Origin of the sequence: Adhaeribacter rhizoryzae, assembly GCF_008629685.1 — a bacterium.
In the GTDB taxonomy this organism is placed as follows: domain Bacteria; phylum Bacteroidota; class Bacteroidia; order Cytophagales; family Hymenobacteraceae; genus Adhaeribacter; species Adhaeribacter rhizoryzae.
Window position 1 is genome coordinate 25,864 of the sequence record NZ_VWSF01000035.1, and the last position, 18,289, is coordinate 44,152.

At 45.7% G+C, this 18,289-nt stretch carries 22 protein-coding genes; 17 read left to right on the top strand and 5 right to left on the bottom strand.

The window, feature by feature from the left end; all coding sequences use genetic code 11:
* Positions 1–44 precede the first annotated feature (44 nt).
* From F0145_RS25070 to F0145_RS25115, 10 genes are read left to right on the top strand one after another with little or no spacing between them, the layout of a single operon-like run.
* On the top strand, positions 45–2,489 hold the full coding sequence (locus F0145_RS25070; RefSeq protein ID WP_150093268.1) for a TraG family conjugative transposon ATPase: 2,445 nt from the start codon (positions 45–47) through the stop codon (positions 2,487–2,489).
* Positions 2,464–3,135, top strand: coding sequence for a plasmid transfer protein (locus F0145_RS25075; protein WP_150093270.1), 672 nt, complete (start codon positions 2,464–2,466; stop codon positions 3,133–3,135). The genes F0145_RS25070 and F0145_RS25075 overlap by 26 nt, the downstream gene beginning before the upstream one ends.
* A 5-nt stretch (positions 3,136–3,140) precedes the next feature.
* Positions 3,141–3,764 carry a hypothetical protein gene (locus F0145_RS25080; RefSeq protein ID WP_150093272.1) on the top strand — a complete coding sequence of 208 codons (624 nt, stop codon included), beginning with the start codon at positions 3,141–3,143 and terminating at the stop codon, positions 3,762–3,764.
* Entirely contained in the window at positions 3,764–4,747 is a 984-nt protein-coding gene (locus F0145_RS25085) for a plasmid transfer protein (protein ID WP_150093274.1), read from the top strand. The genes F0145_RS25080 and F0145_RS25085 overlap by 1 nt, the downstream gene beginning before the upstream one ends.
* Positions 4,748–4,790: 43 nt before the next feature.
* Positions 4,791–5,399 (top strand): conjugative transposon protein TraK, encoded by a 609-nt coding sequence (traK, locus tag F0145_RS25090; RefSeq protein ID WP_150093276.1) that lies wholly within the window; start codon positions 4,791–4,793, stop codon positions 5,397–5,399.
* On the top strand, positions 5,377–5,757 hold the full coding sequence (locus tag F0145_RS25095; RefSeq protein WP_150093278.1) for a hypothetical protein: 381 nt from the start codon (positions 5,377–5,379) through the stop codon (positions 5,755–5,757). The genes traK and F0145_RS25095 overlap by 23 nt, the downstream gene beginning before the upstream one ends.
* Entirely contained in the window at positions 5,744–6,922 is a 1,179-nt protein-coding gene (gene traM, locus F0145_RS25100) for a conjugative transposon protein TraM (RefSeq protein ID WP_150093280.1), read from the top strand. Before F0145_RS25095 ends, traM begins: the two co-directional genes overlap by 14 nt.
* Position 6,923: 1 nt before the next feature.
* Entirely contained in the window at positions 6,924–7,715 is a 792-nt protein-coding gene (gene traN / locus F0145_RS25105; RefSeq protein WP_150093282.1) for a conjugative transposon protein TraN, read from the top strand.
* A 6-nt stretch (positions 7,716–7,721) separates the two neighbouring features.
* Positions 7,722–9,716, top strand: a complete 1,995-nt coding sequence (locus tag F0145_RS25110) for a type IV secretory system conjugative DNA transfer family protein (protein WP_150093284.1) — start codon at positions 7,722–7,724, stop codon at positions 9,714–9,716.
* Positions 9,688–10,047: a helix-turn-helix domain-containing protein gene (locus tag F0145_RS25115; RefSeq protein ID WP_150093286.1), complete on the top strand. Its 360-nt coding sequence runs from the start codon at positions 9,688–9,690 to the stop codon at positions 10,045–10,047. Before F0145_RS25110 ends, F0145_RS25115 begins: the two co-directional genes overlap by 29 nt.
* On the opposite strand, the gene F0145_RS25120 is transcribed toward F0145_RS25115, so the two are convergent.
* Positions 10,044–10,646 carry a M23 family metallopeptidase gene (locus F0145_RS25120; protein ID WP_190277639.1) on the bottom strand — a complete coding sequence of 201 codons (603 nt, stop codon included), beginning with the start codon at positions 10,644–10,646 and terminating at the stop codon, positions 10,044–10,046. The genes F0145_RS25115 and F0145_RS25120 overlap by 4 nt on opposite strands.
* Before the next feature lie 176 nt (positions 10,647–10,822).
* Between F0145_RS25120 and F0145_RS25125 the strand changes: the two genes are divergently transcribed.
* The 5 genes from F0145_RS25125 (at position 10,823) to F0145_RS25140 (ending at position 14,098) form a co-directional block, all read left to right on the top strand.
* Complete coding sequence (locus F0145_RS25125) at positions 10,823–11,473, top strand: DUF4099 domain-containing protein (protein WP_150093290.1); 651 nt, start codon at positions 10,823–10,825, stop codon at positions 11,471–11,473.
* A 5-nt stretch (positions 11,474–11,478) separates the two neighbouring features.
* Positions 11,479–12,585: a DUF3991 domain-containing protein gene (locus F0145_RS25130; protein ID WP_150093292.1), complete on the top strand. Its 1,107-nt coding sequence runs from the start codon at positions 11,479–11,481 to the stop codon at positions 12,583–12,585.
* 24 nt (positions 12,586–12,609) lie between these two features.
* Positions 12,610–13,047 carry a beta-barrel fold lipoprotein gene (locus F0145_RS25135; RefSeq protein ID WP_150093294.1) on the top strand — a complete coding sequence of 146 codons (438 nt, stop codon included), beginning with the start codon at positions 12,610–12,612 and terminating at the stop codon, positions 13,045–13,047.
* Positions 13,048–13,146: 99 nt separating this feature from the next.
* Positions 13,147–13,272, top strand: coding sequence for a hypothetical protein (locus tag F0145_RS26915; RefSeq protein WP_262719958.1), 126 nt, complete (start codon positions 13,147–13,149; stop codon positions 13,270–13,272).
* A gap of 580 nt (positions 13,273–13,852) precedes the next feature.
* Complete coding sequence (locus tag F0145_RS25140) at positions 13,853–14,098, top strand: hypothetical protein (protein WP_150093296.1); 246 nt, start codon at positions 13,853–13,855, stop codon at positions 14,096–14,098.
* Positions 14,099–14,257: 159 nt separating this feature from the next.
* Here the strand turns inward: F0145_RS25140 and F0145_RS25145 are convergent, their stop codons facing one another.
* Together F0145_RS25145 and F0145_RS25150 are read right to left on the bottom strand one after the other, a co-directional pair.
* Entirely contained in the window at positions 14,258–15,526 is a 1,269-nt protein-coding gene (locus tag F0145_RS25145; RefSeq protein ID WP_150093298.1) for a Y-family DNA polymerase, read from the bottom strand.
* On the bottom strand, positions 15,523–15,978 hold the full coding sequence (locus tag F0145_RS25150; RefSeq protein WP_150093300.1) for a LexA family protein: 456 nt from the start codon (positions 15,976–15,978) through the stop codon (positions 15,523–15,525). The genes F0145_RS25145 and F0145_RS25150 overlap by 4 nt, the downstream gene beginning before the upstream one ends.
* A gap of 291 nt (positions 15,979–16,269) precedes the next feature.
* Between F0145_RS25150 and F0145_RS25155 the strand changes: the two genes are divergently transcribed.
* Both F0145_RS25155 and F0145_RS25160 read left to right on the top strand, forming a co-directional pair.
* Positions 16,270–16,527 (top strand): hypothetical protein, encoded by a 258-nt coding sequence (locus F0145_RS25155; RefSeq protein ID WP_150093302.1) that lies wholly within the window; start codon positions 16,270–16,272, stop codon positions 16,525–16,527.
* A gap of 5 nt (positions 16,528–16,532) precedes the next feature.
* On the top strand, positions 16,533–17,387 hold the full coding sequence (locus F0145_RS25160) for a DNA/RNA non-specific endonuclease (protein WP_150093304.1): 855 nt from the start codon (positions 16,533–16,535) through the stop codon (positions 17,385–17,387).
* 35 nt (positions 17,388–17,422) lie between these two features.
* Here F0145_RS25160 and F0145_RS25165 read toward each other — a convergent pair whose 3' ends face one another.
* Together F0145_RS25165 and F0145_RS25170 are read right to left on the bottom strand one after the other, a co-directional pair.
* Positions 17,423–17,689, bottom strand: a complete 267-nt coding sequence (locus F0145_RS25165) for a hypothetical protein (RefSeq protein ID WP_150093306.1) — start codon at positions 17,687–17,689, stop codon at positions 17,423–17,425.
* Between the two features lie 131 nt (positions 17,690–17,820).
* On the bottom strand, positions 17,821–18,069 hold the full coding sequence (locus tag F0145_RS25170; RefSeq protein WP_223816230.1) for a hypothetical protein: 249 nt from the start codon (positions 18,067–18,069) through the stop codon (positions 17,821–17,823).
* Positions 18,070–18,289: the final 220 nt, after the last annotated feature.

The window sequence follows — 18,289 nt, forward strand, 5'->3', positions numbered from 1 at the left end:
CACTGTTCCCCCTCGCTGCTTTACCGTTTTACTTTTTGTGCGTTATGAAAGCCAAAGAATTTTCCCGACCCTTCATAGGTATTAAAACCTATGCCTACGCTGTACTTTTTCATGAGAAAAGCGACCATTCGGTTATTATAAAAATTACCAATCCGGTATTGCAATATTCCGCTGACGTTGCCGCCTACCAGGATTTTCACCATGTTTTCAGCAACATTATTAAAATCCTGGGAGCTGGGTATACGGTTCAGAAGCTGGATATCCTGGCCTTAAAGAAGTTCAGGGGGAAGGCGTCCGCGGATTATTTAAGCCAAAAATACAACGAGGCTTTTACCGGCCGGGAATACCGGGATATTACCACTTATCTCACCATCACCCGGAATGTGAAGCGGACCACATTTTTTACCTACGACGAAAAAGATTTTAAGAATTTTGAGCGCAATGTAGCCAAGGTAGTGGATGTGCTGCAGAATCGTAACTTTCAGCCGGTCCCTTTAAAAGAAAAGGAGATAATAAGCCTGCTGAACCGGTTTGTGGCCTTTAATTTTTCCGATGAAGTTTATTCCTTTAACAATTTCTCCGCTTCGGAGGAGAGCATCAAAATCGGTAACCGTACGGTTAAAAGTATTTCGCTGGTGGACATTGACGAAATTAATTTTCCGGCTACCATCAAGCCCCACACCGATCTGAATTTAGGTTATAGCTTACCGGTGGATCTGATGCACTTTCTGCATGCGATACCCGGTACCAACTGTATTGCCTATAACCAAACCATCCAGATACCAGACCAGCGCCTGGAACTGGCCAAGCTTGCGGCTAAAAGAAAAAAGCATACTTCCATGCCAGACCCGGCCAATGATTTGGCCGTGGCAGATATTGACCGGGTAATGACCGATATAGCCAGGGACAATCAACTGCTGGTATTCGGCCACTATAACATTATCCTTTCGGCCCCTGACCAGGTGATTGATAGGGCTACCAATTACCTGGAAAGCAGCCTGTTTAGTTTTGGCATCATTCCCTCCAAGCAAGCCACTAACCAACTGGAGCTTTTCCGGGCCGCTATTCCCGGCAACCAGGAGGAGTTGAAACACTACGATAAATTTCAGACCACCACTGATGCCGCCATTTGCCTGCTGTTTAAGGAAAGCCTGCTCCAGGATGAGGCCTCCGAATTTCAGATTTTGTTTTCGGACCGGCAAGGCATCCCGGTTGCCATTGACACCAGTGATCTACCTATTCATACCCAGCGCATGAATAACCGGAACAAGTTTGTGCTGGGGCCCTCGGGTACCGGTAAGTCCTTTTTCATGAACCACATGATTCGGCAATATGCGCTGCAGGACACGGATATTATCCTGGTAGATACCGGCCACAGCTACTCCGGGCTGTGCCAGTACTACGGTGGCCGCTACATTACTTACAGCGAAGAAAAGCCCATTACCATGAACCCTTTCCGGATTGTGCGGGAGGAGTTTAACGAAGAAAAGCGGGAGTTCTTAAAATCACTCATCGGCTTACTCTGGAAAGGTGCGGCAGGCGCTGTCAACCAAATAGAGGATAGCGTTATCTCCTCGGTGATATCGGCCTACTACGAGGATTTTTATGCCCAACAAAGAGAGGCCAGGTACCTTTCTTTTCAGTCCTTTTATGATTTCTCTATTTCCAAAATCGCGGAGATAACCGAAAAGGAAACCATTGAATTCGACCTGAAAAGTTACCGGTTCATTCTGAAGAAGTTTTGTTTAGCCGGCGAGTATGGGGCCATCCTGAACAATGAAATGGATTCCAGTCTGTTTGACGATAGGTTTATTGTTTTTGAGATAGATGCCATCAAAGAGCATAAAATACTTTTCCCGCTTACCACCATCATTATTATGGACGTGTTCCTGCAGAAAATGCGTCATAAGAAGAACCGCAAGGCTTTAATTATTGAAGAAGCCTGGAAAGCCATTGCCTCGCCGCTGATGGCCGGTTACATCCTGTATGTTTATAAAACGGTCCGAAAATTTTGGGGTGAGGCGGTGGTCGTCACCCAGGAGCTGGATGATATTATCGGCAATGCGGTGGTAAAGAACAGCATTATCAATAACTCGGACACCATCTGTCTGCTGGACCAGACCAAATTCAAAGACAACTTCTCAGAAATTGCCAACCTGCTCGCACTGAATGAAGTGGAGCAAAATAAAATCTTCACGATTAACAACCTGGACAACCACGAGGGCCGGGGCCGCTTCAAAGAGGTTTATATCAAGCGGGGAGCCAGGGGCGAAGTGTATGGGGTAGAAGTTTCCCTGCACGAGTATCTCACCTTTACCACGGAGCGCAAAGAAAAGGAAGCGGTGGCGCTTTACCTGCAGCAATACCCTAGCTATCAGGAAGCATTAGACAGGTTCGTGCAGGACTTCCGGCAATCAGGCCTAAAGCTAAATGACTTCACCAATCTTATAAATCGGCAATATCATGAAAAAGTATTTCTACCTGCTTAGTATGCTGGTCTGGAGTGCCAGGGGGGTACTGGCCCAGCAAGTTGTTTTTGACCCCACCGTGGTTTCTACGCTGGTGATAAATCATACCGCGCAACAGGCTGCGCTGAATGACATCAAGGATAATGAAAGCAAAATTGCCACCTTCCAGAAGGCCATTACTTTGAAAATGATTGAGATTAAGGAATTGGAAGAAAAGATGTACAATTCCCTGAAATCGGTGCAATCCATTATCGGGCAAAGCAAAAACATCATTTATGCCTCTACCATTGCCAAGGATATAGGCACCTACCAGGCAGAAATGATGCAGACGGCCAAAGGTGATCCGGAATTAATGATTATTGCCGTCAAAACAGAACTGGAATTAATTAACCGGACCGCTGACCTGTTTACCTACATCTACCAGGTAGCCGTGGTGGGCACCGATGTAAACCTAATGAGCAATTCCGAGCGGCTGGCCCTAATTCGCCACGTGGTAGACGAATTACGCATCATGCGGGGTTTGTCCTACAGCATTAACCGGAAAATGCGGCTAGCCAAGTACGCCGGACTTTGGAAAGCCATGAATCCACTGGGTTTAAAATACCCCAATAACAGCAAAGCCATTGCTCAGTCCCTAGTGGATGAATACAAAAGCAGAAGAAAGTAAGGGTCATGAGAAAACATTTACTTATCAGTTGGCTGTTGGTATTCCTTTTTGCAGAAGGGACGGCACAAGCTCCCGCTGCAGTACCGGTGACCAGTCCCAATACCCGCTACCAGCTGGAGCGGGAGGTAATGACTCGGTGGAACCGGTTTAACCCGCGCTGGTATTTTATTCTGTTTCACAACCAGTACCGCACTGGCCCGGACCGGCGCAACCTGAAACAGTTATTGCCTTTGCTGGCCGTTACTAAAATTAACCTGGCCAATACGGAGCAGGAAGATAAAGATGTAACCGATATCCGGGACCAGGAGCTGTTTAAAATGGCAGACCGGAGCCTGAATAAAAGCTGGCACCTGCTCTACGAAAACAAGGTAAAAACCTTAAATAACCGCATTGCCCTGCTAAACGCCGAAGCTATTACGGCAGGGGTTGATTTCGATATGTTGCTGGCCCTCAAGGGTGAGCAGGAGCGCATCAATGGCGATATCACATTAATCAAAGAATCCTACGAGGCAGATGCTAAAAAGGCGGAGCGGTTCCGAATAGCGCTGGAAGATTTAACCGTGCTGCGGGGCTATTATTTGCGCATCATCACCCTTTTTAAAACCAGTAAAACCCTTCCTCAGAAATAATGCGCGAGCTTATTGACCAAACCATTTTTGATTTAATGCAGACGCTGTACCTGGATATAGCGGAGCTGACTTTTAATTTTTACTCCGACGCGCAGGCCATCGCCGCCATTGCCATGCTGCTGTATTTCGCGATGGAGGCCTATAAGATGATAGCCGGCGACAAAACCATGGAGATAATGCCCTTGCTGCGGCCCTTTGGTTTAACGCTGGTCATTGTGCTGTGGAGCAGCTTTATCGAGGTGATGAACTTCCCTATTACCGTGGTCAATGACACCGCTAAATCTATGTACGAAATGCAGATTGCCACGGTAGAGCATGGCCACCTGGAGCGCTTAGCCTTATTGGAACAGGTAGCTAAAAAAATGAGCGAGGACACCGGGGGCTTTGAACAGGTAAAAGGTGAAACGGGAGAAAAGGACTGGATGGAAAAGCTCGGTATTGACCTATCGCCGGTGCTGGATAAAATGAAAGGTTATTACCTGATGCTAACCGCCCAACTCAACTTTGCTTTAATGCGGCTTTTGGAGTACCTGGTAATTGTTCTTTTCCAGTTCTGTGTCTATATCGTTTTCCTGTTTCAAATCATTTTCGCCGCCATTCTGGTCATTCTAGGGCCGTTTTCCTTTGCCCTGAGCATCTTTCCCGGCTTCCGCGATTCTTACCTCACCTGGATAGGTCGCTACATTTCGGTAGGCCTGTATTCCACCATTGCCTACATCATTATGTCCATTTCTTTTGTCCTGGTTCGGTATGGCCAGGACCGGGAAATAGAAATTTTAAAAGCGGTAATGGAGAATGAAGAGTTGTTCATTGCCTACGTGAGCCAGGCCAGCGGCGGGGTAGGGTTTTACATTGTTTCGCTGCTGATGGCGGCCCTGTCCATGCTCTGCATCCCAGTTATTTCTACCTGGATAATCAATACCACGGGCGTGAGCCAGGCCTTTACCACCGTAGCCCGCGCCGGTACCGGCATGCTCAAATAATGACAGGTTGAGAGAGAATTTATAAAAACTCAGTGAGGGAATTATGATCAACAAAATCGAAAATAAAATAAAACTGGCCTTTGTTATCAGCATCGGCAGTTTTTTAACGAGCCTTTTAATTGCCGGAATGACTTTCTTTTTTGCCTATTCGCTTATTAACGAGCAGCGCAAAAAGCTCTACGTGATAGACCACAATGTTCCCCTTTTGGTCCAGCAGACGGATTTAGGAGCTAACCGGCAGGTAGAAATGGAAAGCCACATCAATATGTTCCACCTGCTTTTTTTTACGCTTCCTCCGGACGACGCTTACATCAAAAACAACCTGACCAAAGCCATGTACCTGGTGGATGAAAGCGGACTGGCCCAATACAACAACCTGAAAGAAAAAGGCTATTACAATTCCATCCTGGCCAGCTCAGCCCTGCTTACCATCCAGACCGATAGTATTGTGGTAGACCAGCACCGGCACTTCCGCTATTACGCCAGGCAGCGGGTAGAGCGGGAAACTTCCATTTTAAAAAGGCTGCTGGTAACCGAAGGGGATTTGCAGGACGTGCCCCGCACCGAAAACAACCCGCACGGGCTAATAATCAAAAATTGGAAAACAGTAGTCAATAAAGACCTGGAACATGAAGCAAAGAAATCCTTTTAATGGCATGCTTGGGCTTTATTCGGGCACTAGGGAGAAAGTCAGGCTTTATGCCGAGAAACAGCCGGATAAGGTCATTGCCGCCATGTTTCTTATTCTCCTGGTAGCCGTAACTATTTTCCTGATTACAAAAGCTACCCATCAGCAAGACTACAACCGTTCGGCCGGCGCCCTCCTGAACCGGATAAGCGCCCCGGCACCCCCGCCAGCCGGCAAACCCATTACCGGGGACATCCTGGATCTGCTCACCCTTTACGGCAGAACCAAGGCCATCAATCCGGATAGTCTGACCCTAAAGGATAGCTTGTTGCTAAAAGAAATCAATAGAGACCTTAATAAAATTTTAGATGAAAAAGATTGATTTTAAAAAGCCCAAATACGTGTTGCCCTTAATTGTGCTGCCTTTTTCATTTTTGTTGAACTACCTGTATTTGGAAACTTTCCCGCCAGCCACCGCCCTGGAAACTAAGCATGGCTTACAGGAAACCGATGAAATTATAACCACCCTGCCCGATGCCAACCTGGAAAAGAAAGGTATCAACAATAAACTGGGGGCCGGCCTGGAAGAACATAAATACACCACGGATTATTCTGCCATCCAGGAACTGGAGGAAGAAGGCGGAGAGCAGCAACCATACGGCAGTGTGTATACCGATAAGGAAAAGCGGATGCTCGATAGCATTAACAACGCCATTCTTACCGGTAGGCAAAGCCCCGAGTTTATGAGCCAGGTACAGGAAAGGCAAAATGCCAACCGGAACCGCTATGCGGCTACCGCACCCGCTGCCAGCTCCCGACCGCGCTTCTACCAAAAAAGTGAATCCGCCTACGAGAAAGAAATGCGCCTGTTCAAAGAGCAAATGCGCTTTATTGACAGCCTCGGGAAAGCAGACGAGGAGCAGGCAAAGGGTAAAAAAGCTTACAGCAAGGCTGCAGCCCCGCCAAAAGCAGCCAAAGAGCAGGCCCCGGAACCCCTGGCCGTTCGCAAAACAGCCAATCCCAACGCCGCATATTTCAACACCGTCCGCAATGATGGCCAGGAACAATTTATAAAAGCTATCCTGGATGAAGGTCTGAAGGTTCGGGAGGGTGGCCGCATTCGCATAAGGCTGCTGGATGATATTTACGTGCGTGATTATGAGATAGAAAAAGGTGCCTATCTGTACGGCATTGTTTCGGGATTCAATGCGCAACGGGTGGAAATTACGGTTTCTTCCCTTTTGTATGGTAACCAGATTATACCGGTAGACCTAAGCATTTATGATAACGACGGTTTAGCTGGTTTATACGTGCCTGGTTCGCAGTTCCGGGAGTTCACCAGGCAGCTGGCCTCCAACACTACCAGTGGCCAGACGATTGACTTTGGCGATAACCCCGAAAACACCAATCAAATGCTTTTCTCCATGATGGATAAAATGGCGCAGACCACCACCAGGGCCGTAGGCAAGGCGGTGAAGCAGAACAAAGCCAAGCTCAAATACAACACGATAGTTTATTTAATTGATAACAAGGCCAAAAAACTATAATATGAAAAATATCATGACGCTGCTGGCCCTGCTGGCTATAGATTTTGCTGCTTTCAGTCAGTCCCAACCGCCCCAAATAATTTATGTGAATGAATGTATTTCTACCCACATTGTCAGCCCGGGCCCCATCAAGTACGTCGATATTTCTACCGACGACGTGGCCGGCGATATTCCGGTGGATAATATTTTTCGCATCAAGCCCAAGAAAACCAATCCCCGGCTGGGTGTTGTCACCATCGTAGGGGAACGGTACCTGGTCCAGTATAAACTTACTTATGCGCCTATCGCCATGGCCAGCACCGAGGTGAGAATTGATCCTACCCAGGTCGATGAATATTTAAATCCGGAAGTATCCATGAGTGTGCAGGAGATGAAAAGCTTCTCGCTCCAGGCCATGCAGCACAAGGCGCAGCGGCCTGCCGTTACCACCCGAAAAGATAAGGTGGTGGCCGCCGTGAATAACATTTATACCATGGGGGATTACTTCTTTATTGACCTTTCCCTGAAAAATAAAACCAATATCAGCTATGATATAGACCAAATCCGGTTTAAAATCCAGGATAAAAAACAGGTGAAATCAACCAATTTCCAGCAGTTAGAAGTCGAGCCGGTGCACCGGCTCTTTAACCAGGATAGCTTTAAGCGCCGGTACCGCAACGTGTTTGTGTTCAAGAAATTCAGCTTCCCGGAGGAGAAGGTGTTTAACATTGAGATAGCCGAAAAACAGGTTTCCGGCCGTGCTATTTCCCTGAAAGTCGATTATTCGGATGTATTAAAGGCAGATACTTTGTAGGCAGCGATGGAAGAATCAAGCGAACTAAAAAAGCTCCATTCCTTTCTGCAGGGCTTTGTCTACTTTGTGCTGTTTTTAGAGTTTTTGATTTTCCTATTTGCGGAGGCCGGGTTTACCGCCAGCATCCAGCCGGTATTATCCAAGCTGCAACGCATCGGCATCTATCAGGATATCTATTACGCCAAGGCTTTTACCTTCCTGCTGATTTTAATGGTGGCCATCGGTACCAAGGCCCGGAAGAACTTAAACTTTAACCCGGTTAAGCACATCTTTTTACCGCTGTTGATGGGCTTGGTTTTTTTCTTTGGCTCGGTTTATTTCTACTTCCACCAAACAACTAAAATTTTAGCCTTCGAAGTTACCTGGTATGATGCGGCTTACATGGTCCTTTCCCTGGTGGGCGCCGTGATGATAAACATGGCGCTGGATAATATTTCCAAGCACATCCAGAGTGGCTTGATGAAAGATAGGTTCAACATAGAAAATGAATCCTTCGCGCAAAGCCAACAGCTGATGGAAACACCCTTCAGCATTAACATCCCCATGCTCTATTATCACCAGCGGAAAATTAATAAAGGCTATTTGAATATTGTTAACCCTTTCCGGGCTACGCTGCTCATTGGTACCCCTGGTTCCGGTAAGTCTTACTCCATTGTCAACCCTTTTATTAAACAGATGCTGGCCAAAGGGTTTGCCATGGCTATCTATGATTTTAAGTTTCCGGACCTGGGCAAAATGGCTTATTACCATTACCTGCTCAACAAGAAAAAGGGCCCGCTGAAGGATTTTAAATTCCACGTGATAAATTTTAACAGCGTGGCGCACAGCCGCCGTTTTAACCCGCTAAAACCCAAGTACCTGCCTACGCTGGCTGATGCCACCGAAACGGCCGAGGCCTTATTGCAAAGCCTGATGAAGAGCGATAAAGAATCCGGGGTTGCGCAGTTTTTTACTCAGTCCGCGGTAAACTTTCTGGCCAGCTGCATCTTTTTTCTGAGCCGGCACCAGGGCGGCAAGTATTCTACTTTCCCGCACGTACTGGCTTTTATAAACCTGGGCTATGATGAAATATTTGAAATGCTGTTTTCAGAACCGCAATTAATCAGTTTACTATCTCCTTTCCGGAGTGCCTACCAACACAAAGCTTTTGACCAACTGGAGGGCCAGATAGGTACCCTGAAAATTAACGTGGGCCGGTTAGCCACCAGGGAAACGTTCTGGGTGCTTTCCGGGGATGATTTTGAGCTTAAAATTACAGATCCTAATAATCCGGCGGTGGTGGTAATCGCCAATGACCCGGCCACGCAGAGCATTAACAACGCCTGCAACGCGCTTATTCTGAATCGCATGACCAAGCTTATCAATTCTAAAGGGAACTTGCCTTGTGGCCTGATTATAGACGAATCTCCAACCTTGTACGTGCACAAGGTAGAGAACCTGATTGCCACGGCCAGAAGCAACAAAATAGCCGTTTTACTGGGCTTACAGGAATTGCCCCAGTTGAAGCAGCAATACGGTCAGGAAACGGCTGATTCCATTTGCTCGGTGGCCGCTAATGTTATTTCCGGATCCGTCAGAAACAAGGATACGCTGGATTGGTTGGAAAAGCTTTTTGGTAAGGTAAGGCAGCAGCGGGAAGGAATCAGCATTGACCGCAGCAGCACCTCGATGTCGATGAATGAGGAAATGGGCGACTTAATTCCAGCTTCTAAAATAGCCACGTTGGCTGCCGGGGAGGTGGTGGCACAGGTGGCTTTTGATAACACCAAGTACGACGGGCAGCACGTAAACAGCACCTATAACTGTAAAATCGACCTGGATGTAAAATTCATATCACAGGAGGAAGAATTATATGTTAATATGCCAATATTTTATAATTTTGGTGATGATGGGGAAAGAAATTATATCCTAGATCAGAACTTTGCCAGAATCAACCGGGAAATAGAATCCTTAAAAGACCACTTCTACACGCATGAACTTAACCATAACCGATCTGGGTGAACGCCTGCAAATGCTTAGGAAGGCGATGGAACTTTCTCAAAAAGAACTGGCAGCGACGTTGGAGGTACAGCAAAACCAGATATCACGCTTAGAAAATGGAATAGGAGGAACCCTGGAGATGCTCCTGCAGCTCGTTAATTATTACGGAGAACACTTTCACCTACATTCCATGTTTTCAGAGGAATTTGAAGTTATAAAAAAATCTGAAAATTTATCCCAACCGCTAGTTTACAACAGTATTGCGGTAGAGCGGTTGAAACTTTTAAAAACAGAGTTCTCGGACCAGATAACCGATATTATCAGCATTATCGAAAAGGAAGGGAGTTGTTAGTTGCCGCTGTTTTTTTTTCGGGCTTGTAATTTCAGGGTCCGGTAAATTATATCTAAAAAAGGGACGGGGTCTATGTTCTGGCCTCGGTGCCTGATGGCAAAGTGCAAATGGTCTCCGGTGCTTCTGCCGGTGCTACCAGTTATACCGATGACGATGCCGGCATTTAATTTCATTTTTTCCCGGACCATCACCAAAGACAGATGGCCGTAGGTGGTTTGAAAATCACCGTGCTTCACCTCAATATAGTTTCCCAAGCCTCGGGAATAAGCCACTTTATTTACTTCCCCTGGCATAATGACCATTACCGAATCAGCATACCCCCTGAAGTCGATGCCATCATGAAACTTTTCTTTGCCCGTTAAAGGGTCTACCCGATACCCAAAATGACTATTAATAACCGGCCTGGAAAGCGGCATGGAAACCCCGGTGCCAGTGGGGCCTGCTACCGGTTTAAATCTGGTGGAGTCAATCGCTTGTAAAGGCGATGTTATCGCCACTATCCCTGTCCTGGCTGTAGCCGCATCCACTTGTACCTGCGGCAGATTTTTTACCTGCTTAATCGTGTTGAACTGGCCGTAGACAGCTGTGTAAAAAGCCACTACAGGAACAATAAATAGTGTTTTTAGCGTTTTCATATATTGTATATAATGTTTGCAATTATACTTATATGGTATATAAAAAAGAAATAATTTTGGTTGCTGGTCAGTAAATCCTCTTATAATATGTATATTTACTCAAATATAATTCTTAAAAATACATTTAAATAATATCTGCTATGAGTTTCCAAATTAAAGATTTGCCGTACGCTCAATTTGAGCAGTTGGGAATGAGTAGAAGGGATGTAATTACCATGCAACCTCAGGACTTGGCCGATTTGCTTAACGGGCACCGGACGGGTTTAATCTCTTTGAAAATTCAATTGGGAGAAGGGATGAAGCCGATGCAGACCCAGGCTAAGCTGAGCCTCACCCGCAACCCGGATAATACCTTGTCATTGGGTGTTCATCCCATTCTGGCTAAACCAATAAATACCATTGAGGCCTCGCCTGAGCAATGGGCTAAAATGCTGACCGGGGAGCCGATTGTAAAAGCGTCTAAGTCCTATAACGGCACCATAGAACCCCATCTGCACCAGTTGGATAAAGACACAAAAGAAATTCTAAGTGCCCGGGTAGGGGCCATTCAGATACCGCATTCTATCCAGGACACCGTATTAACGCCGGCGCAGAAAGAGCAATTAAGAAACGGGCTGGCCATAGAAATTGAAGGCAAGGCCACCAAAGAAGCTATTGTTGTCCGGCTCGATTTAAATGAGAGCAGAGGTTACATCATAACGTCCGTTGAACAAGCCAGGGAGCAAGGCCGCAATTCCAATTTAGATGTTACAAAAGGGAAAGAAAATGTAAGCCGGGGTATTAAAATGTAAAAGTCATGACTTTTCAGGACTACCGAGAGAACGTTCCCATAACCGCAGTGGCGGAATCTTTGGGCTACCGGGTTGATTTGAAAAAGGGACGCGTAACCCTGGAATTTAAGCACCCGGATGGCGATACCGTTCTGATTGACCCAGCCAGAAAGCTTTATTATAATCGGAATGGTACCCAGGACCGGGGGGATATAATAGAGTTCGTGAAAAATAGGCTCGATAAGTTTAACATTAGCTATGAACACCCCATTAACGGCGTAAATAAGGTACTCCAAACCTATGTAAACGAGTCTCAGTGCATTCCTATAAAGTACACCCCCCCTGCGCCGATAGCATTTGATACAAGCCGCTTCGAAGCTCCTAAAGCTTCTGTGTTTAAATTGCACTATCTCATCCAGGAAAGAGGGTTGGATATGGATACGATAAAGCGGTTTTCTCCCTTTATTCACTTGGTTAAGGATACGCAAGAAACCACCGGCAGACCCTACGAGAACATAGGGTTCCCTCTGACCAAACCAGGCAGTGAAATAATAGTGGGATGGGATTTACGGAATTATGGTTTTAAAGGAGTAGCCGCGGGCAGTGACCGGCAGAACGGAATGTGGATAGCTGATTTTGTAGGCAGCCCGGCGCGCACCAGGAACGTTCTATTTGGGGAGAATCCCATTGACCTAATGAGCTTCTACCAGCTATATAAACATAAGCTTGATTTAGATAACGCCGCTTTTATTTCTTTTGGCGGCGGTATAGCCAAGGGCCAGTTACAGGGAGCTGTAAGGTATTGGGCTGATGTAAAAAAACATACGGCCTTTGATAATGACTATCAAGGCAAAATGTACGATATCGCTTTGGCCATCCACGTAACCGGCAAGGATGTTCCTTTACCGCAGAAATTGGCGGATAGCCTTTTGTTTAAAGTGGAAGGCAAAAGCTTTGAAATTCCGGTAGATAAGATAAGCCTGGCTAGGTTTGAAAAGGCTTCCGGCATCCGGTCAAACGTGACTGTGCATAAAGCTACGGGTGGGAACAGGAATGGAATACCATTTAAGGATTTTAATGATATTATTCATCCAAAAAATGCCTCTCAAATAAACAAAATAAAGCTACGATAGTAAATATCCTTAAAGCCTACTTCCATGAAAAGTTTATCGTACTTAAGTAGCATTTTAGCACTGTTTCTTTTGCTAGCTAGTTGTGGTAAGGATGGTTCTGACCCAACACCCAATACAGCCTCTTTCCGGGTAGACTTCAATCAAAGCGGAGATTATGAGAAATTCAATAAAATTATTTCTATCAGCGGAGGAGAGTTTAAATATAGGGGTACCAACGACATAGTGCCGGCAGCTTTAATCGGCGATGATTTAAAGGCTGCTAGTTTCTCTATAGAAGCGGACAATGTAGAAGAATTAGAAATTTCGACAATAACCGGGTTTTCTCCGGTTCAGTCTGGTCCTGCTACTATGACCATGAAGTTTACCGTCTATAAGAATGGGGTATTGCTGGATGAGAAAAGCTTTACTTATACAGAAGTAACAAGAGACAAAAGCGAGGATCTTAATTATAAGGCTAATTGAAAGGGCTAGATTCCGTTGAGATTATTGTTAAAAGTTAGCTAAAAATAACTGACAGCAATTGGTTAGCAGGCTGTCTAACTGGTATCAGCGTCCGGTCCGATGGATACCAGAAGCCAGGTACCGGAAATGCGGGTAAGTTCCGGACCAGCGAACGACCGTTGGCAAGGCGCCCAGCCGGGGAATACGTTGCCCACCGCTAGTATTTTCTTTTTAGCTGATGAGTAATATTGTATTACTATGTTTTTATAGGGCTCAGTAATATTATCTTATTTGTGTGCCGAATTATTATATGATAAGTAATAAAGAATCATAAGTAATATAAGTAACATTGGGAATCAATTGACGGAATAATAGTATAGTGGAGCGTACTATAGTTGTATAGGTTCTCTTTTCTTCCCTTTTGTAAAATTCGTTTACTGGCACCCTGCTTAAAGATAAATCGTAATTGTTTGGAATAGGTATTTATTGCTTATTGGTATTTTATCCTAATACAAAGAACTGAGAATCATGGACGCAATACCTTATATTATTATCGTCAGCCTAACTATCGGTGTTATTTGTACCTTTTTGCTTACACTGAATGACCGTAAAGAATTTATGGAAAAGGAAACGTACAAGACCCTCAGCATGATTTCTTTTGCTTTTAACATGACGGGTAGTGTCCTATGTGTTTTCATGTTATCTGTTTAAGCTGACACATAATAATGGCAGGAAGTAAGTGGAAAAATAGTATCCCCTTACCATAGGTTCGTCGCAGTTTTCATCTGTTTATGTAGTAAGTATGTTGATTATGCATTATTTATAAATGGCAACAAAAGAACTGTCTCCTAAATTTATTTTTTCAGCAATACCGCTCCTCATTGGTATGTTGCTTTTACTTTGGCAAGAAAACGCACCGGTCTGGGTGGTTTATAGTTTAATGGCCATTGGTCTTATTTTTCTTAAACCGGTATTCAATGGCTGGCTGCTGCCATTCTGGCAACTGCTTATGGGTTTATGCGGCGTAGTTTTATCAATAGAAATACTGCTCAGTTTCTTTAATAATCAGTAGCACTTTACAGCTGTTATTAAGAACGGACAATCTCATAAGCGAATAACTATCAATCTTATAATAGCCTAAGTAACCTTAAGATTCGCCGACCTTATTGGGGTTTAACCGCTAGTCCAATGGCAAAGCCCCTGTCTTTAGCTTTTAAGGATTATTTTTAATTTATCGCACTACCAGTATATCTTCCAGGCGCGTGGTATAACACGGCGTACTATAATCCTGTCTCATTTTCCAGGATTTCTCCATACCTTCTTTGGCTACTTTTACCAGGCCGCTGCCCATTTTGCTGCTTAGTAAATCCAGGGTTTGCATCAGGTCCAGGTGCTTGCCGCGGTCAATGGTATCGAAAATATTGCCCTGCATGGCCGTGGCTGGGCTGATATCATCCAGGAGTACACCCGCTTTCTTGTACTTATAACCTTCGCGGTAAATGGCTTTTAAGGCGGTAAGCGCATAGCTCACCAGTTCCAGGGTAGAGTTGGTCGGCACCGGCAGCTGAATGGTTTTGCAATTGTTATACTGGGCCTGGTTCGGGTTAAAAGGGTTGGTTTCCACAAAAACGCTCAACTGCGAACAGCGGCTTTTTTGTTTTCGCAGTTTAAAAGCGCTGCGGGTCATATAAGTGGCTACCGCTTCCTGCAACAAATCCAGCGACATTACCGGCTGGCCAAAGGAGCGTCTGGTGCAAATACCTTTCTTCGCCGGTGGTTCAATTTCCAAATCCGCGCAGGCTTCGCCGCGCAGCTCCTTTACAATGCGTAAACCCACAATGGTTAAATGTTTTTTGGCAAAAGCATCGTTTACATTGGCTAAATCCCAGGCCGTTAGTACCCCGAAGTTTCGGAGTTTGGTAGCATACTGCCGGCCAATGCCCCACACGTCGCCGACGTCCGTGATTTTGAGGGCCGCCGTAATATGTGCCGGCTGGTTTAAGACTAAAACGCCTTGGGCTTTTTTTGATTTCTTGGCAATCCGGTTGGCCAGCTTGGCCAGGGTTTTAGTAGGGGCAATGCCCACGCAGATAGGCAGACCCAGCCATTTCCAAACCGTTCGCTTGATGTCCGCGCCATACTGCTGCAGATTGGTCTGATAGAAATTCCCCAGGTCTAAAAAGCCCTCGTCGATGCTGTAGATTTCCTGGTGAAGCGAGAAGGTGCCCAGCGTCCGGTGGAAACGGGTACTCATATCGTGAAAAAGTGGGTAGTTGCTGGAGTAAACGCGTACCTGGTATTTGTCAATAATGGGTTTGGCTTCAAAAAATGGTTGCCCCATCTGGATGCCTAAATCCTTGGCTTCCTGGGACCGGGCGATGATTGAGCCGTCGTTGTTGCTCAGGACCACCAAGGGCACACCATTCAGCTCTGGTTTAAAAATCCGGAAGATAGAAGCATAACAGTTATTAATATCGGCATGGAGGAACAAGCTAGTCATTTGCGGAACCTCCTGGCAATGCCCCGTACTACGCCCCAGACGAGTAATTCCAATTCTGAATTTTTAGTAATAGTAACCGGTGCGTATTTCTTATTACCCGGGACCAGCCTGGCCCCAGATTCGGTAATTTCGAGCATTTTAACCGTAAACTCATTATCCAGGTTGGCCAGGATAATATCTCCCGAACGGACTTCCAGGGAGCGGTCAATCACGAGTAAATCCCCTTCAAATAAGTTAAAGTCAATCATGGAATCTCCTTCCAGCAAGACGTAGAAAGTGGCGGTGGGATTACCCGATAGAAAGTTTAAGAGACTGATGCGCTCTTCAGCATAATCTTCGGCCGGGGAAGGAAAGCCAGCTTTGACGTAAGAACTAAATAAAGGCAGCTTGGTTTCCGCATCATACCCTAACAATATCCAATGGACCGTGTCTGCATTTTTTACTTTGTTCATAAGCTACTGGTAAGATTAAACTAATATAATTAGCATATACGAACAAAAGTAAATTTTATATATCATATTTAGTAAATATTTACTAATTTATTTAGTACAACAAAGTGCAACCAGGTGCTTTTTGAAAAAAGGGGAGGGGTAAACCGGAAAGACTTGCTGCTAGTCAGACCCTTATGAACAGCCGTTTGAAGTTACAGGAGAGGTAAAAATATGATGCTCGTCACAACCCTTTAGCTTTGGAAGTAAAAACAAGCCTTCAACTTTAAATATAAACCTTGCGTTTCCCCTACTATGGATACCTTCGATAATTCTTTAGAAATACCCGTTACCTATAAAGGCCAAGAACTTTCCTTCCCGGCTCAGGTGCTCATGACCGGCTATACCCATAAAATACAGGTGGAGGTAGACGGACATTGGATTATGTTTGAGCCGGATGAAGAAAGAAATTATCGGCCGGTGCTGGATGCCGCTCAAATAGAGAAGGGGGTTAAACAGGATGTTAATCTGCTGAAAGAGATTGCCTCCGTAATTAACTCCGTAGTGAAGTAAAACGCATGCGTAGTAAAGAACTAATCTCCTTTTTGTTTTTTATCCTCGTGCTGGCTGGGTGTAAAGAAACCGAAGTTGCCCCGGCCAGGACAATAGATTTGATTCCCAGCGAGCATCTGCTGCTGGGTAATCCAAGTAATGCCACGGCTGACCCAACTAATGCTACTAATTTTCTTATCCAAAAACCACAGTACACCTTCTCTTACAGCCGGGACCGTGGCACGCCTAATTGGGTGAGCTGGCACGTAAGCCAGGACTGGTTAGGCTCCGCTCCCCGCCAGGATGATTTCCGGGCAGATAATACCTTACCGGCCGGTTGGTACCGAGTAGGGCCATCTGCCTATAGTGGCAGTGGCTTTGATAGAGGGCATAACGTTCCCTCGGCCGATAGAACCAAAACGGAGGAAGATAACTCAGCTACCTTTCTCATGACCAACATGATTCCCCAGGCCCCTAAGAACAATCAGGAAGCCTGGGCGAACCTGGAAGATTATACCCGGGATTTAGTTGGGGATGGCCAGGAAGTGTATGTGATTATGGGCAGCTATGGGGTAGGGGGTACGGGCAGTAATGGCAGGAAACAAACCATAGCGGATGGAAAGGTCACGGTGCCGGCACAAATCTGGAAAGTGCTGGTGGTCTTGCCGGAGGGCAATGATGACCTGAATCGTATTACCAGCAGCACCCGCGTGATAGCAGTAAATACCCCCAATAACCAGACGGTACGTTCGGATTGGGGTACTTATCGCACCAGTATCGATGAAATTGAAAGTACAACCGGTTATGATTTACTTTCTTCGCTTTCTCAACAGCTGCAGGTAGCCCTGGAAGCCAAAGTAGATAATGGTCCTACGCAATAGCAGCCAGCATTCACGCTCTTTTGGTCTGTGATTAGCTACTCCACTTTATGTTCTATATCGGCTCTTCGGCTCACACTGTTATTGACCAAAGCACCATCGACATAGATTTTAAAGCGGACCATACCGGGCGTTTTTTCAGCGGGGTCAATTGGGCGGGCCGCTACTTGGGCGCGGAGCACGGTACCGGTGCTGGCTTTGAATTCATGCCGCCAAGGCTTTGCGGTGAGTACGCTATCGAGCTTTCCCTGCTCATCGGGATAAACCACAAAGGCCTGGTACTTATTAGCGGGTCTAACTTCCATTTCGTAGATTATCAGATGAAAAAACTCATTGGCCTGCGTGGCCGGTGCTTTCGCCTGCCGGCAGCCGAGTGTCGTTAAAGCGAATGCTGCCAAAAGAACAACCTGTTTCATTTGTTTGCTATAATTTAGGTCTAGGATATAATATCGGATAGGTCCACCAGCTCCAGGTAAGGCTGCAGGCAAGCAATACTTTTAAAGCCTCGGACTAACTCAATTTGATTATTATCAGTCTGGTACCAGACTTCGGCAAAAAACTTACCCATGGCGTAAAGACAGATTCTACAATCACCACTTTGCCGCACGGCTAAGAAGTGTCCCTTCTCCCAAACGGCCGCTGCTCGATGGGCCATGTTATACCGGTTGAAATCATATAATTCCATGAGAGAATTATACGATTTACGTCTAAGAAAATGTTTGGCGGTGAAGTACAGTTTTAATACAGAGAAGATCCCCAACAAGCTTAATGAACTAGCTCAGTTTAACATGAACTGTGTTAAAAGTCAAGCTTCTTAGGCGGAAATAGTAGTAAAATCAGGGCGGTAGGGAATACCAGATTTTACAATGGCAAAAGCTTGTTTGAGCAGCTTGTTGCAGACCGCA

Bases quoted from the DNA above. Each gene is read 5' to 3' on its own strand.
- F0145_RS25070 (WP_150093268.1), top strand. From the start codon at position 45: ATGAAAGCCAAAGAATTTTCCCGACCCTTCATAGGTATTAAAACCTAT.
- F0145_RS25075 (WP_150093270.1), top strand. From the start codon at position 2,464: ATGAAAAAGTATTTCTACCTGCTTAGTATGCTGGTCTGGAGTGCCAGG.
- F0145_RS25080 (WP_150093272.1), top strand. From the start codon at position 3,141: ATGAGAAAACATTTACTTATCAGTTGGCTGTTGGTATTCCTTTTTGCA.
- F0145_RS25085 (WP_150093274.1), top strand. From the start codon at position 3,764: ATGCGCGAGCTTATTGACCAAACCATTTTTGATTTAATGCAGACGCTG.
- traK (WP_150093276.1), top strand. From the start codon at position 4,791: ATGATCAACAAAATCGAAAATAAAATAAAACTGGCCTTTGTTATCAGC.
- F0145_RS25095 (WP_150093278.1), top strand. From the start codon at position 5,377: ATGAAGCAAAGAAATCCTTTTAATGGCATGCTTGGGCTTTATTCGGGC.
- traM (WP_150093280.1), top strand. From the start codon at position 5,744: ATGAAAAAGATTGATTTTAAAAAGCCCAAATACGTGTTGCCCTTAATT.
- traN (WP_150093282.1), top strand. From the start codon at position 6,924: ATGAAAAATATCATGACGCTGCTGGCCCTGCTGGCTATAGATTTTGCT.
- F0145_RS25110 (WP_150093284.1), top strand. From the start codon at position 7,722: ATGGAAGAATCAAGCGAACTAAAAAAGCTCCATTCCTTTCTGCAGGGC.
- F0145_RS25115 (WP_150093286.1), top strand. From the start codon at position 9,688: ATGAACTTAACCATAACCGATCTGGGTGAACGCCTGCAAATGCTTAGG.
- F0145_RS25125 (WP_150093290.1), top strand. From the start codon at position 10,823: ATGAGTTTCCAAATTAAAGATTTGCCGTACGCTCAATTTGAGCAGTTG.
- F0145_RS25130 (WP_150093292.1), top strand. From the start codon at position 11,479: ATGACTTTTCAGGACTACCGAGAGAACGTTCCCATAACCGCAGTGGCG.
- F0145_RS25135 (WP_150093294.1), top strand. From the start codon at position 12,610: ATGAAAAGTTTATCGTACTTAAGTAGCATTTTAGCACTGTTTCTTTTG.
- F0145_RS26915 (WP_262719958.1), top strand. From the start codon at position 13,147: ATGGATACCAGAAGCCAGGTACCGGAAATGCGGGTAAGTTCCGGACCA.
- F0145_RS25140 (WP_150093296.1), top strand. From the start codon at position 13,853: ATGGCAACAAAAGAACTGTCTCCTAAATTTATTTTTTCAGCAATACCG.
- F0145_RS25145 (WP_150093298.1), bottom strand. From the start codon at position 15,526: ATGACTAGCTTGTTCCTCCATGCCGATATTAATAACTGTTATGCTTCT.
- F0145_RS25150 (WP_150093300.1), bottom strand. From the start codon at position 15,978: ATGAACAAAGTAAAAAATGCAGACACGGTCCATTGGATATTGTTAGGG.
- F0145_RS25155 (WP_150093302.1), top strand. From the start codon at position 16,270: ATGGATACCTTCGATAATTCTTTAGAAATACCCGTTACCTATAAAGGC.
- F0145_RS25160 (WP_150093304.1), top strand. From the start codon at position 16,533: ATGCGTAGTAAAGAACTAATCTCCTTTTTGTTTTTTATCCTCGTGCTG.
- F0145_RS25165 (WP_150093306.1), bottom strand. From the start codon at position 17,689: ATGGAAGTTAGACCCGCTAATAAGTACCAGGCCTTTGTGGTTTATCCC.
- F0145_RS25170 (WP_223816230.1), bottom strand. From the start codon at position 18,069: ATGGAATTATATGATTTCAACCGGTATAACATGGCCCATCGAGCAGCG.